Source organism: Pikeienuella sp. (genome assembly GCF_046290545.1).
In the GTDB taxonomy this organism is placed as follows: Bacteria; Pseudomonadota; Alphaproteobacteria; order Rhodobacterales; family Rhodobacteraceae; genus Pikeienuella.
Window position 1 is genome coordinate 209,465 of record NZ_JBKAGV010000015.1, and the last position, 12,473, is coordinate 221,937.

Consider the following 12,473-nt stretch of genomic DNA (forward strand, 5'->3'; position numbering starts at 1 on the left):
GGCGCTTTTTGCGCTGCGGCAGGCTAACAAAGGGTTGAGGGATGGCAAGGCCGGAAGGTCACAGCGCCGCGCAGGCCTTCCCGAGCCAGACCCGCTCCGCCTCGCCCAGCAGCGGCGCCAGCGCCGCCTCCACCCGCGCATGGTAGGCGTTCAGCCAATCTCGCTCCGCCCGGTCCAGCAGCGCCGGGTCGATCAGGCGGCGGTCGATGGGGCATAGCGTCAGCGTCTCGAAGCCGAGCATCGGGCGCTCGCCGTCTTCGGGGATGTTTGGGGCCTCTACCAGCACCAGATTCTCGATCCGGATGCCGAAGGCCCCTGTGCGGTAATAGCCGGGTTCGTTGGAGCAGAGCATGCCCGCCTTCAGCGGGACCGCTCCCCGCCGCGAGAGGCTCTGCGGCCCCTCGTGGACGCCGAGATAGGCGCCGACGCCGTGGCCGGTGCCGTGGTCGTAGTCGAGCCCGGCGCGCCAGAGCGGGGCGCGGGCCAGCGTGTCGATATCCCGCCCCGTCGTTCCCTCGGGGAAGCGCGCCAGCGTCACGGCGATCATCGCCTTCAGGACGAGCGTGAAGGCTCGCACGGCGCCCTCGGGCGGGAAGCCGACCGTGACGGTGCGGGTGATGTCCGTCGTCCCGTCGAGATATTGCCCGCCGGAATCGACCAGCATCAGCTCGCCCGGCGAGAGCCGCCGGTCCGTCGCCTCGGTGACCCGGTAGTGGACGATGGCCCCGTTGGGGCCGGAGCCCACGATGCTGTCGAAGCTGATGTCCATCAGCGCGTTCGTCGCCCGCCGCTCCGCCTCCAGCCGCTTCGCGATGGCGATCTCGGTGAGGCCGCCGCCGGGCGCCTCCCGGTCCAGCCAGCAGAGGAAGCGGGCCATGGCGGCTCCGTCCCGCAGATGCGCCTCGCGGGCGCCCGCCGCCTCCGCCTCCGTCTTGATCGCCTTCGGCAGGCGGCAGGGATCGTCCCCCTTCACGATCCGGGCCCCGCCCGCCTCCGCCGCGCGGAAGAGGGCGAAGGGGGCGCTCTGCCCGTCCAACAAAAGCGCCTTGCCGCCGAAGCCGCCGACCGCCGCCTCGAAGTCTTCGCGCGGGCGGATGACGACGCCTTTGCCGAGATGGGCGCGCAGTCCCTCCGCCTCCTGCCCCGGCCTGAGGAAGAGCGTCACGGCGCCCGCCGCGTCGATCAGCGCGAAGACGAGCGGGGCGGGGAGGCGCGGCAGGTCGTCCCCGCGGATGTTGAGCAGCCAGGCGACGCTGTCGGGCAGGGTGAGCGCCGCGGCGTCGGCCCCCGCCGCCCGGATCGCGGCTGCGACGCTCTCCCGCTTCTCCGCCGCGCTCCGCCCGGCCAGAGCGTCCGGATAGGGGCGGATGGGCGCGGCGGGCGGCGCCGGCCGGTCGTCCCATACCTCGTCGAGCGGGTTGCCTTCGGCCGGCGCCGCCTCCATTCCGGCGGCGGACAGCCGGGTCTTCAGCGCCTCCACCTCCGCGGCGCCGTGCAGCCAGGGGTCGAAGCCGATCTTCGCGCCCGTCTTCGCCGCGCCGGCGATCCACGCGCCGACCGGCGCCTCATGGAGCGGCTGGAGCGACCAGAGCGCGCCGTCCGCCTGTGACGCGGCCTGGAGCGTGTAGCGCCCGTCGACGAAGAGGGCGGCCTTGTCCGCCAGCACGGCGGCGACGCCCGCCGAGCCGGTGAAGCCGGTGAGCCAGGCGAGCCGCGCGTCGGAAGGCGGGACGTATTCGCCCTGATGCGCGTCGGCGCGGGGGACGAGGAATCCGTCCAGCCCGCGCCGCGCCAGTTCCGCGCGGAGACGCGCGAGCCGCGCGCTCCGGTCCGCCGCTGCGACCGGGGCTTCGAATGTCTGGAACATGGGTCTCGCTCCGCCTGCCTGACTTCCGGTCACGGTGGACCGGCGCGGCGCCGTTCCGCAAGGCCCGGCTCAATCGGATATGACGTCCCGCGCCTCCACCCCGATCAGAAGCGTCAGCCGCTCGCCTGCAGGTCCGGTCAGGCTCAGCCGCTCGGCGAGCCGCCCGCGGCGCCAGCCGAAGGGCTCCCGCGCGCCGCGCCAGCGCGCTTCCGGCTTGTCGAGAAAGGCGAATTCCGCCGATTCGTCGATGAGGGCGGCGCGCGCCTTCTCCCCTGTGAGATCGCGGAAGCTCACGATCTCCGCCCGACCGATCGGCTTCAGCGCTTCCGCGACGAGGCGGCGCGCGCCTTCGGGGCCGATCAGGAAGGCGGAGACGGCGGGCGCGAAGGCGAAGCTTTCGAGGGGGGCGAGCAGCGCGCCATCCGCCGCGACGACGCGGCAGCCGCAATCCGGCTCCGCCCCGCGCCGTTCAAGCTGGGCGAGGCAGGCCGTCAGCGCGGCCTCCGCCGCCGAAGCGGCGTCGGGCGCGGGCGGCGAGGCGGCGGCGGCGGGGCAGGAGGCGGGCGGGGCGCCGCGCGCCAGCGCGCGCGGGTAGGCGGAGGCGAGGAAGGCCGCGCCCTCGGGCGAGGCGCGGATCCAAGGCGCCGCCGCGACCTCGACCCGCCGCGGGCCTGACTCCGCCCCGATCCGCTGCGCCGCCTCCGCCGCCCTCGAGCCTGCGAGCCGCGCCTCCGCAGCCGTCTTCGCCTCGTAGGCCGGCGGCGCTTCCGGCGCGGCGAGCCGTGCGAGGTCGGCCGGCGACGGCCCGCTCAGGCCGCCAACCCCGGTGCCCGGCGCGGCGCAGGCTGTCAGCATCGCGGCGCACCCGCTTGCAATCATGACGCGAATCATTTCGGTCCGCTCACCCTTTCCGCCCGTATCGGCTATTGACGCCACCTTACGGCGAGGGGATTATTTGGCCAGAGGAAGCCGCAGGTGTTTCGATACACCAAGATTTTGCGGGTTTTCGGATTTGCGTCCGGTGGGGTGAAGGTTTGAGCGAGACGATGACGAGCGACGCCGAGGAGGTGCTGGGCCGCGTAAAGTGGTACGACGCCGGAAAAGGCTACGGCTTCGTCGCGACCGATGACGGCGGCGGCGACGTGCTGTTGCACGCCAACTGCCTCCGCCGCTCGAACCTCGCGTCCGTGGCGGACGGCGCGCGCATCCGCCTAACCGCCTTCCGCGGCGACCGCGGGCGACAGGCGCATATCGTCCTTGAGGTGGAGCAGCCGGCGACGGCGGCCGTGGCGGCGGTAACGGCGCCGGAGCCGCCGAAACCCGCCAAGCCGACCGAAGTGCTCGCCGAGCTCACCAACGCCTCCGGCTGGTGCGCCGCGCGGATCAAGTGGTTCGACCGGGCGAAAGGCTTCGGCTTCGCCAACATCTTCGGGGACGAGGCCGACGTCTTCGTCCATATGGAGCTGGTCCGCGCCGCGGGGCTTCCCGATCTCGCGCCCGGCGAGGCGATCGCCGTTCGCGTGGCGGACGGGCCGCGCGGGCGCATGGCCTCCGAGGTCTGCGCCTGGGACTCGATGCCGCTCGTGATTGCGGAGGGCGACTGATCGGCGCCGGTCGGCTCGTCGCCGGCGCCGCCGGCCTGCTCGCCCTTGCGGCTTCGGGGGCGGCGGGAGATGAGCCCTGCGCGGCCGACCGGATCGACATCCGGACCGACACGGGATCCGTCAGCTACAGCGTCGAGATCGCCGACGACCCGGAGGAGCGGGCGCGCGGCCTGATGTTCCGGGAGGAGATGCCGAGGGACGCCGGGATGATCTTCGTCTATCCCGAGGCGCAGCCCATGGCCTTCTGGATGAAGAACACGCCGCTGCCGCTCGACATCGTCTTCATAAGCAGGCGCGGCGTGATCTGCGGGATTGCGGAGAACACGACGCCCTTTTCCGAGGAGGCGATCCCCTCCGGCTGCGCAGCGCAGGTGGCGCTCGAGGTCAATGCGGGGGAGGCGGCGGCGCAGGGGCTAAGGCGCGGCGCCGCCGTCCGCCATCCGGCGATCCTGGATCCGGTCTGGGCCTGCGAATGAGCCCGGCGGAAGCGGGGCGCATGGCCGGGAACGCCATCGCGGCGCAGGTTCGCGCGATGGGGCGCGGCCCTTCCCGCGGGCGCGGCCTGACGCGGGAGGAGGCGCGGGAAGCGTTCGCCGCCATTCTCGCCGGCGAGGCTGCGCCGGAGGCGACGGGCGCGCTTCTGATGCTGATGCGCTATCGCGGCGAGAGCGCGGAGGAGATTGCGGGCTTCGTCGAGGCGCTCCGCGCGCGGCTCGCGGCCTGGGCGGGCATCGGCGCGGCGGTGGACTGGCCCTCCTACGCCGCGGGGCGCACGCGCGGCCTGCCGCTCTTCCTTCTCGCGGCGCGGCTGGTCGCGGCTTCGGGCCGGCCTGTGATTCTGCATGGCTGGAACTCCCATCTCGACCATCCGGTGACGACCCGCCTCGGGGCCGAGGCGCTCGGCGTTCCCGTCGCCGAGAGCCCGGAGGCGACGCGCGCCGCGCTGGCCGGGGAGGGGATCGCCTATGTCCCGTTGGCTGCGCTGGACGGGGAGGCCTTGCGCCTCCTGCGGCTCAGGGAGGTGCTCGGCCTCCGCTCGCCGGTCAACACGGCGCTCCGCGCGCTCAATCCCACGGGAGCCCCGGCCAGCGTGCAGGGCGTGTTCCATCCGCCCTACCGCGCGCTCCAGGCGGACGCGGCGCGGCTACTCGGGCAGAAGGCGGTCGGCGTGCTGAAGGGCGGGGGCGGGGAGTTCGAGAGGCATCCGGGCAAGGCGGTCTCGCTCTTCGGCTTCCGGCCGGAGGGCGATTTCGCGCACGAGGCGCCGGCGACGGAGGAGATCGCGCCGCGCAGGATGCGGGAGGAGGGCGCGGCGCCGAGCCCCGCGGCGCTCGCCGCGCTCTGGTCCGGCGCGGCGGAGGACGGGTTCGCGCGCGCCGTCGTCCTCGCCACTGCAGGCGCGGCGCTCCATGTCGCCGGGGCGGGAACGCTGGCGGAGGCCGAGCGCATGGCGGAACGGTTATGGGAGGAACGATGCAGGGCGCTCTGATCTTCGTGGCGCTGGAGGACGAATTGCCGGCCTCGGCAGTTCCTAGCCACCGCGTGATCTATACCGGCGTCGGCAAGGTGAACGCTGCCCTCGCCGCCGCCGCCGCCTTCGCCGCTTCGCGCCCGCCCCTCGCCGTGAACTACGGCACGGCCGGGGCGGTGACCCCCGGCCTCTCCGGGCTGATCGAGGCCGGCGCGGCGGCGCAGAGGGACATGGACATCCGCCCCCTCGGCCTCGCCCTCGGCGAGACGTTCGGGGATGCGGAGCCGGCTCTGCTGCGCTGGGCGCAGGGGCCCGTCGTCGGCACGGGGGACAATTTCGCCGCTGCGCGGCCGGAGCTTGCCTGCGACCTCGTGGACATGGAGGCCTATGCGCTGGCGAAGGCCGCGCTCCGCGCCTCCGTGCCCTTCCGCTGCCTGAAATACGTCACCGACGCGGCGGACGAGGGCGCGGCGGCGGACTGGGCGGCGAACAAGGCGAAGGGCGCCGCGCTCTTCGCCGCCTGGCTCGCCCGGCTCTGATCGCAGGCTTTCCCGCGGCGCGCGAACCGGGTATTGAAGCGTCGTCGGAGCGTAGCGCAGCCTGGTAGCGCATCTGCTTTGGGAGCAGAGGGCCGGAGGTTCGAATCCTCTCGCTCCGACCATTCCCTTTCCCTCGCGCTGGCCATGCGCCGCGCTTCGCGCTACGTAGCGGGCATGGCCACCACGCTCTTCTATGCGGCTATCGCCGCCTGCCTCATCGTCCTCGCCGTTCTCGCGGTCGGGGTGTTCTCCTTCGCCAAGGGCGGGGAGTTCAACAAGAAGTACGCCAACAAGATCATGCGGCTTCGCATCGTCACGCAGGCGATCGCGGTCGTGCTGATCCTCGCAGCGGTGCTCGCTCGGCAGGGAGGCTGAGATGGTCGTTCTCAACCGCATCTACACACGCACCGGCGATGGCGGCGACACCGCGCTTGGCGACGGGGCGCGCGTGCCGAAACATGCGCTCCGCGTCTCCGCCTACGGAACGACGGACGAGACCAACGCCTGCATCGGCCTCGCCCGGCTCCACGCCGCCGGGGCGATGGACGACGCGCTGGGCCGGATCCAGAATGACCTTTTCGACCTCGGCGCCGATCTCTGCGTGCCGGACATGGAATCGGACGCGACAGCGGAGTATCCGCGCCTCCGCATGACCGAGGCCCAGGTCGAGCGTCTGGAGCGGGAGATTGACGCGATGAACGAGCGCATCCCGCCGCTCCGTTCCTTCGTCCTGCCGGGCGGCTCCGCGCTCGCCGCGCATCTTCACCTGTGTCGGACGGTCTGCCGTCGGGCCGAGCGGCTGACGACGGAACTTTCCGCGGCCGAGCCCGTTAACCCTGCGGCGCTGAAATATCTGAACCGCCTGTCGGACTGGTTCTTCGTCGCCTCCCGCGCCGCCAATGACGACGGCGCGCGGGACGTGCTCTGGGTTCCCGGCGCCAACCGCTGAGCGCCCAACCGCCTAGTGCATCGTGGCGCCGAGGCGGAACGGGGTGTAGCCTTCGGCTGCGAAATCCGAAAAGCCGAGGGGAAACGCCAATGAAACTCGAGATCGGTCCTCAGGACAGTCTTTTCTATCTTCACGAGCCGCCGTCGCGCGAGGGCGCGCCGACCTTCTTCTTCGTCAATGCACTGACCGGTTCGACCGACCATTGGGAGGCGAAGATCGGCCCGGCCCTGCGCGCGGCCGGCTTCGGCACGCTCAGCTACAATTTCCGCGGACAGGCGGGGAGCGACTTCTCGCCCGGGCTCGAACTCACGAACGCCCTGATCGTGGGGGACATCCTGCGGCTGAACGAGGCGCTGCGGCCGCAGCGGCCGATCCTCGTCGGCCTTTCGATCGGCGGGCTCTTCGCGTCGCAGGCGCGGAGGGCGGGGCTGGACGCGGCCGGGCTCGTTCTTCTCAACACCTTGCGGAAGATCGGGCCGAGGATCGCCTGGATGAACGAGGCCCTGCCCATCGTCGTCGCCGAGGGCGGGGTGCGGATGTTCATGGACGCGACCTTCCCGCTGATCGTGAACCCCGAATATCTCGCGGCGGCGCGCCCCAACTTCCTGAAGGGCGGATACGAGCCGCTCGACCCGGCGCACGGCCACATGAACCTGATGCGCAATTCGCCGAACACGGACTGGAAGTTCGATTGGGCGAGCCTCGAACTGCCTGTTCTTTCAATCACCGGCTGGCATGACAGGGTCTTCCGCGACCCGGAGGTGATCGACGAGCTTTCCGCCCTCCTGCCCGACCTCCGGCGCGAGGAATGGGAGGATTGCGGCCATCTCGTGCCGCTGGAGCGGCCCGAACGCCTTGCGGAGCGGCTGATCGGTTTCGGGCGCGACATCGAGGACTGAGCGCGCGGCGCCGGCTCCCGTGACAATCGACGCGGCGGGCCGCCCGCCGCGGGAAAGGATAATGGATGTTCACCCTGCTTCGCGCGCTTGTGTTTCCCCTTCTGGTTCTCATCGCGGTCCCGGCCCTCTCGCAGACGAACGCGGACCCTTCCGCCGCCCTCGCCGAGATCCTGAAGGATGACGCCGCCCGCGCCGCGCTGATCGAGCGGCTGGAGCAGGCGGCGGCGGAAGCCGCGCCGGAGGCGGAGCCCGTTCCCATAGGGCGTCGCCTCGCGGAGCTGTCCAAGGGCGCGGTCGAGCAGGCCGCCGGTTCGGCGACCGGCCTCTGGGCCGAGATCGTCCGCATTCCCGAAGCCTTTCGCGCCCTCGGCCTCGATGAAATCGAGGAGTTGATCCAGGCGCTCACCGATCTCGCCCTCGTGATCGTCGTGACCGTGGCGATCTATTACGCGCTGCGGACGCTGGCGAAGCCGCGCTTCCGCCGGATCGGGGCGGAGGCGGCGTCAGGCGGCGTTCTGCGCCTCGTCGCGCTCGTTGTGGTCTCCGTCCTGATCGACGCGGCGATCGTCGGCATCGCCTGGGGCGCGGGCTACGCCGCGGCCTTCGGGCTGATCGGTTCGGCGGGTGAGGTCGGCGTGCGGCAGGCGCTCTATCTCAACGCCTTTCTTCTCATCGGGCTCGTCCGGGTCGGCCTCCGCGCCATTCTTTCGCCCTCCGCTCCGGAGCTGCGCCTGCTCCGCATTCCGGATTCCGGGGCCGAGATACTGGCGTGGCAACTCGGGCTCATCGCCTCGATCATCGGCTACGGCCAGCTCCTGATCGCGCCCGTCGCCGCGCGGCAGATCTCCGCCGCCGGGGGGGCGGCAGTCTCGACGCTTCTCGCGCTGGTGGCCATCCTTCTCGCTGTCCGGCTCGTGCTGAAGGGGCGGCGGCCCGTCGCCGCCTGGCTGCTGGAGCGCGAGCATGAGGGGGAGCGGGGCGGGCTCGCCCGCCTTGTCGCGGCGAACTGGCATCTTCCGGCGCTCGTTTGGCTCTTCGGGCTCTTCGTCGTGATCGCGGCGCGGCCGGACGGCGTGATCTGGCCGGTACTCGCGGCTTCCGCCGAGGTGCTGGCGGCCATCGTCGCCGGAGCTGTCGCGGCCGCGTTGCTCTCGCGCTCCATCGCTCGCGGCGTGCACCTGCCGGAGCGTATGCGCCATCGCCTGCCGCTCCTCGAGCAAAGGCTCAACCTTTTCGTCCCGAAGGCCCTGTCTCTCGCGCGGGCGTTGATCGTGATCGTCGTGGCAGGTTTTGCGCTCGATACGGCCGGGCTCTTCGATTTCGGCGGCTGGCTTTCGGGCGCGAGCGGCGCCCGGCTGACTTCGGCGCTGGTCTCGGTCGTCCTGATCCTGACCCTGACCTTCGCACTCTGGGTCGCGCTCGCCTCATGGATCGACTACCGGCTGAACCCGGAATACGGGGCCCGCCCGACCTCGCGGGAGGAGACGCTGCTCTCCCTCCTCAAGAACGCCGCGACCATCATCATCGTCGTCTTCGCGGCGATGTTCATCCTCTCCGAAATCGGGGTGAATATCGCGCCGCTGATCGCCTCCGCCGGCGTCTTCGGCCTCGCCATCGGCTTCGGCGCGCAAAAGATGGTGCAGGACATCATCACCGGCGTCTTCATCCAGTTCGAGAACGCGATGAACGTGGGCGACGTCGTCTCCCTCAACGGAACCACCGGCGTGGTGGAGAAGCTGACCATCCGCTCGGTGAGCCTGAGGGACGTGGAGGGCTGTTTCCACATCATCCCCTTCTCCTCGGTCGACATGGTCTCGAATTTCACGAAGGAGTTCGCCTTCTTCGTCGCAGACATGGGCATCGCCTATCGGGAGGACGTCTCTGAGGCGAAGCAGGCCATGCATGACGCCTTCGAAGCGCTGAAGCAGGACCCGGAGCACGCGCCGAACATCCTCGCGCCGCTCCAGTGGTTCGGCCTCCAGGCGCTGGCGGACAGCGCCGTGGTGCTCCGCGCGCGGATCAAGTGCGCGCCAGGGACGCAATGGGGGACGGGCCGCGCCTACAACGAGATCTGCAAGCGCATCTTCGACGAGCGGGGGATCGAGATCCCCTTCCCGCACCAGACGATCTATTTCGGCGTGGACAAGCGCGGGGAGGCGCCGCCGCTTCACATCGCGACCGAGCCGCCCGCGGCCGCTGCGCCGCCGGCTGCCGAACGCCCTTCGGCGCCCGTGCGCGAGCTTGACGTTCCCGACTCTCCCGAGGGCGGGGAGAGCCGATGATTTCAGGCCAGATGCGTCCGGAAGAAGGAGAGCGTCCGCTCCCATGAGAGCGCGGCGGCCTCCTCGTCATACCGGGGCGTCGTGTCGTTGTGGAAGCCGTGCTGCGTCCCCTGGTAGAGATGCGCCTCATAGGTCTTGCCGTGTTCGCGGAGCGCAAGCTCATAGGCGGGCCAACCGGCGTTGATGCGCGGGTCGTTCTCCGCATAGTGAAGGAGGAGAGGCGCGCGGATCGCCGGAACCTCCTTCGCCGCGACCTGCCGCCCGCAATAGGGAACGGAGGCGGCCATTTCGGGATAGTTCGCGGCGAGCGCGTTGCAGACCCCGCCGCCATAGCAGAAGCCGACCGCGCCGACCTTGCCCGTGCTTTCGGGATGCGTCAGCAGATGCTCGAAGCCTGCGAAGAAATCCTCCATCAGCTTCGCCGGGTCGAGGCTCGCCTGTATCGCGCGGCCCTCCTCGTCTGTTCCCGGATAGCCGCCCAACGCAGAGAGGCCGTCCGGCCCGAGGGCGAGGAAGCCGGCCTTCGCCGCGCGCCGCACCACGTCCTCGATATAGGGATTGAGGCCCCGGTTTTCGTGGACGACAAGGACGGCGGGGAGCGGGCCGGCGGCGCCCGCGGGCTTCGCCATCAGGCCGCTGATCGCGCCGTGGCCCTCGGGCGAGGGATACTCGACGCGGCTCCACTCGATTGTCGGATCGTCGGGCGGAACCTGATTCGCACGGGCGTAGTCGGGCGAGAGCGCCGCGAGCGCGGCGGCCGCCGCCGCGACGCCGACGACCGCGCCGGCACGGTCCAGAAACTCCCGGCGCGTGACGCGGCCGTGCACGTAGCCGTCGAAGAGTTCGAGAATGAATGGGTCGAAATCGGCGGCGGACTTGCGTTTCATGGCGTGGGCTCCCGTGTCTTCATCCGGAACGGTAGCCCGAAGCGGCGGAGCGGCGAAGGGTTGAATATTGACGCTTACGTTAACGTCAAGTAAGTCGGAACTCATCGAAGCGGCGATTCGGCTCCGGAAAGGCCGGATTCAGGCGATGACCCGCAGGCGGAAGCGGCGTAGAACCGCCGCAAAGTGAATCGCCCCGGGAGGGGCGCGACAAGGAGAGACGCGCATGAAGGTGCTGGTGCCGGTCAAGCGCGTGATCGACTACAACGTGAAGGTCCGCGTGAAGGCGGACGGATCGGGCGTCGATCTCGCGAATGTGAAGATGTCGATGAACCCGTTCGACGAGATCGCGGTCGAACAGGCCATCCGTCTGAAGGAGGCCGGCAAGGCGGAGGAGATCGTCGCCGTCTCCATCGGCGTCAAGCAGGCGCAGGAGACTCTGCGGACGGCGCTCGCCATGGGCGCGGACCGCGCGATCCTCATCGTCGCGGCCGATGACGTGAACACGGATATCGAGCCGCTCGCCGTCGCGAAACTGCTGAAGGCGGTGGCCGATGCGGAGCAGCCGGGGCTGATCCTCTGCGGCAAGCAGGCGATCGACAACGACATGAACGCGACGGGGCAGATGCTCGCCGCCCTTCTCGGCTGGGCGCAGGCGACCTTCACCTCCGAACTCGAGATCGAGAACGGACAGGCGAAGGCGACGCGGGAGGTCGATGGCGGGCTCCAGGTCATCTCGGTGAAGATGCCGGCCGTCGTCTCCGTCGACCTTCGGCTCAACGAGCCGCGCTACGCCTCGCTGCCGAACATCATGAAGGCGAAGAAGAAGCCGCTGGATGAGAAGACGCCGGCGGATTACGGCGTCGACGTCGCCCCGCGGCTCTCCGTCGTCTCGACCTCCGAGCCCGCCTCGCGCAAGGCGGGGGTGAAGGTGGCGGACGTCGCCGAACTCGTCTCCAAGCTCAAGAACGAAGCGGGGGTGCTCTGATGGCCGTTCTTCTTCTCGCCGACGTCGCCGGGGGCGCGCTCTCCGTCGACCAGACCGCCAAGGCGCTGACCGCGGTGAATGACCTCGGGCCGGTGACGATCCTTGTCTGCGGCCCGTCCGAAGCCGCGGCGGAGGCCGCAAAGATGGAAGGCGCCGCGAAGGTTCTCCATGCCGGCGACGCGCTATATGGCGCGATGCTGGCGGAGCCGACGGCGGCGCTCGTCGCCTCGCTCGCCGGGGATTACGAGCACATCGCCTCCCCCTCCACGGCCAACGGCAAGAACATCCTGCCGCGCGTGGCGGCGCTCCTCGACGTCATGGTGATCTCCGATGTCACCGTCGTGAAGGGCGCCGACACGTTCGAGCGGCCGATCTACGCCGGCAACGCGCTGCAGGTCGTCAAGACCGCGGATGCGAAGAAGGTCTTCACCATCCGCACCGCCGGCTTCGGCGCGGCGGGGATGGGCGGGTCGGCGCCGGTCGAGGCGATTTCCGCCGCGGCGGACCCGGCGCTTTCCGCCTTCGTGGAGGACAAGGTGCAGGCTTCCGACCGGCCGGATCTCACCTCGGCCAAGATCGTCATCTCCGGCGGGCGCGGCATCGGCTCGAAGGAGAACTTCACCATCGTCGAGAAGGTGGCGGACAAGCTCGGCGCCGCCGTCGGCGCCTCCCGCGCCGCGGTCGATTCGGGCTACGCCCCGAACGACTGGCAGGTGGGGCAGACGGGCAAGGTCGTCGCGCCGCAGCTCTATATCGCCGTCGGCATTTCCGGCGCGATCCAGCATCTGGCGGGGATGAAGGACTCGAAGGTCATCGTCGCCATCAACAAGGATGAGGAGGCGCCGATCTTCCAGGTGGCCGATTACGGCCTCGTTGGCGACCTCTTCAAGATCATGCCGGAGCTTGAGGCCGCGCTCGGCTGAGCCCTTCGGGTTGACAGGGCAGGGGGGCCGCGCCGGAATGGGCGGCCCTTTCCGTTCCGGAGCCAGC

13 protein-coding genes and 1 tRNA gene are annotated in these 12,473 nt (G+C 70.5%); 11 read left to right on the plus strand and 3 right to left on the minus strand.

Annotated features, from left to right (window positions below):
- Positions 1-58 precede the first annotated feature (58 nt).
- Positions 59-1,867 carry an aminopeptidase P family protein gene (locus ACE37J_RS14655; protein WP_409712207.1) on the minus strand — a complete coding sequence of 603 codons (1,809 nt, stop codon included), beginning with the start codon at positions 1,865-1,867 and terminating at the stop codon, positions 59-61.
- Between the two features lie 69 nt (positions 1,868-1,936).
- Positions 1,937-2,722: a hypothetical protein gene (locus tag ACE37J_RS14660; RefSeq protein ID WP_409712209.1), complete on the minus strand. Its 786-nt coding sequence runs from the start codon at positions 2,720-2,722 to the stop codon at positions 1,937-1,939.
- Between the two features lie 191 nt (positions 2,723-2,913).
- On the opposite strand from ACE37J_RS14660, the gene ACE37J_RS14665 reads away from it, so the two are divergent.
- The 9 genes from ACE37J_RS14665 to ACE37J_RS14705 all read left to right on the plus strand — a co-directional run bounded on the left by ACE37J_RS14665 (position 2,914) and on the right by ACE37J_RS14705 (position 9,611).
- Positions 2,914-3,471, plus strand: coding sequence for a cold-shock protein (locus ACE37J_RS14665; protein WP_409712211.1), 558 nt, complete (start codon positions 2,914-2,916; stop codon positions 3,469-3,471).
- Positions 3,472-3,608: 137 nt separating this feature from the next.
- Positions 3,609-3,947, plus strand: a complete 339-nt coding sequence (locus ACE37J_RS14670; protein WP_409712417.1) for a DUF192 domain-containing protein — start codon at positions 3,609-3,611, stop codon at positions 3,945-3,947.
- Complete coding sequence (locus tag ACE37J_RS14675; protein WP_409712213.1) at positions 3,944-4,960, plus strand: glycosyl transferase family protein; 1,017 nt, start codon at positions 3,944-3,946, stop codon at positions 4,958-4,960. Before ACE37J_RS14670 ends, ACE37J_RS14675 begins: the two co-directional genes overlap by 4 nt.
- Positions 4,945-5,481: a hypothetical protein gene (locus tag ACE37J_RS14680; RefSeq protein WP_409712215.1), complete on the plus strand. Its 537-nt coding sequence runs from the start codon at positions 4,945-4,947 to the stop codon at positions 5,479-5,481. Before ACE37J_RS14675 ends, ACE37J_RS14680 begins: the two co-directional genes overlap by 16 nt.
- A 45-nt stretch (positions 5,482-5,526) precedes the next feature.
- Positions 5,527-5,603: transfer RNA gene (locus ACE37J_RS14685), tRNA-Pro, on the plus strand.
- A gap of 52 nt (positions 5,604-5,655) precedes the next feature.
- A complete protein-coding gene (locus tag ACE37J_RS14690) occupies positions 5,656-5,856 on the plus strand; it encodes a twin transmembrane helix small protein (protein WP_409712217.1) in 201 nt (66 codons plus the stop codon).
- A 1-nt stretch (position 5,857) separates the two neighbouring features.
- Positions 5,858-6,430 carry a cob(I)yrinic acid a,c-diamide adenosyltransferase gene (locus tag ACE37J_RS14695; protein ID WP_409712219.1) on the plus strand — a complete coding sequence of 191 codons (573 nt, stop codon included), beginning with the start codon at positions 5,858-5,860 and terminating at the stop codon, positions 6,428-6,430.
- Between the two features lie 89 nt (positions 6,431-6,519).
- Positions 6,520-7,329 (plus strand): alpha/beta fold hydrolase, encoded by an 810-nt coding sequence (locus ACE37J_RS14700; protein ID WP_409712221.1) that lies wholly within the window; start codon positions 6,520-6,522, stop codon positions 7,327-7,329.
- Positions 7,330-7,394: 65 nt separating this feature from the next.
- Positions 7,395-9,611: a mechanosensitive ion channel domain-containing protein gene (locus ACE37J_RS14705; protein ID WP_409712223.1), complete on the plus strand. Its 2,217-nt coding sequence runs from the start codon at positions 7,395-7,397 to the stop codon at positions 9,609-9,611.
- 2 nt (positions 9,612-9,613) lie between these two features.
- On the opposite strand, the gene ACE37J_RS14710 is transcribed toward ACE37J_RS14705, so the two are convergent.
- Positions 9,614-10,498 carry a dienelactone hydrolase family protein gene (locus ACE37J_RS14710; RefSeq protein ID WP_409712225.1) on the minus strand — a complete coding sequence of 295 codons (885 nt, stop codon included), beginning with the start codon at positions 10,496-10,498 and terminating at the stop codon, positions 9,614-9,616.
- Positions 10,499-10,721: 223 nt separating this feature from the next.
- Between ACE37J_RS14710 and ACE37J_RS14715 the strand changes: the two genes are divergently transcribed.
- Positions 10,722-11,483 carry an electron transfer flavoprotein subunit beta/FixA family protein gene (locus ACE37J_RS14715; RefSeq protein WP_409712227.1) on the plus strand — a complete coding sequence of 254 codons (762 nt, stop codon included), beginning with the start codon at positions 10,722-10,724 and terminating at the stop codon, positions 11,481-11,483.
- A complete protein-coding gene (locus ACE37J_RS14720; RefSeq protein ID WP_409712229.1) occupies positions 11,483-12,406 on the plus strand; it encodes an electron transfer flavoprotein subunit alpha/FixB family protein in 924 nt (307 codons plus the stop codon). The genes ACE37J_RS14715 and ACE37J_RS14720 overlap by 1 nt, the downstream gene beginning before the upstream one ends.
- Positions 12,407-12,473: the final 67 nt, after the last annotated feature.

Coding starts and splice junctions, on each gene's coding strand:
- ACE37J_RS14655 (WP_409712207.1), bottom strand. CDS start 1,867: ATGTTCCAGACATTCGAAGCCCCGGTCGCAGCGGCGGACCGGAGCGCG.
- ACE37J_RS14660 (WP_409712209.1), bottom strand. CDS start 2,722: ATGCTGACAGCCTGCGCCGCGCCGGGCACCGGGGTTGGCGGCCTGAGC.
- ACE37J_RS14665 (WP_409712211.1), top strand. CDS start 2,914: ATGACGAGCGACGCCGAGGAGGTGCTGGGCCGCGTAAAGTGGTACGAC.
- ACE37J_RS14675 (WP_409712213.1), top strand. CDS start 3,944: ATGAGCCCGGCGGAAGCGGGGCGCATGGCCGGGAACGCCATCGCGGCG.
- ACE37J_RS14680 (WP_409712215.1), top strand. CDS start 4,945: ATGCAGGGCGCTCTGATCTTCGTGGCGCTGGAGGACGAATTGCCGGCC.
- ACE37J_RS14690 (WP_409712217.1), top strand. CDS start 5,656: ATGGCCACCACGCTCTTCTATGCGGCTATCGCCGCCTGCCTCATCGTC.
- ACE37J_RS14695 (WP_409712219.1), top strand. CDS start 5,858: ATGGTCGTTCTCAACCGCATCTACACACGCACCGGCGATGGCGGCGAC.
- ACE37J_RS14700 (WP_409712221.1), top strand. CDS start 6,520: ATGAAACTCGAGATCGGTCCTCAGGACAGTCTTTTCTATCTTCACGAG.
- ACE37J_RS14705 (WP_409712223.1), top strand. CDS start 7,395: ATGTTCACCCTGCTTCGCGCGCTTGTGTTTCCCCTTCTGGTTCTCATC.
- ACE37J_RS14710 (WP_409712225.1), bottom strand. CDS start 10,498: ATGAAACGCAAGTCCGCCGCCGATTTCGACCCATTCATTCTCGAACTC.
- ACE37J_RS14715 (WP_409712227.1), top strand. CDS start 10,722: ATGAAGGTGCTGGTGCCGGTCAAGCGCGTGATCGACTACAACGTGAAG.
- ACE37J_RS14720 (WP_409712229.1), top strand. CDS start 11,483: ATGGCCGTTCTTCTTCTCGCCGACGTCGCCGGGGGCGCGCTCTCCGTC.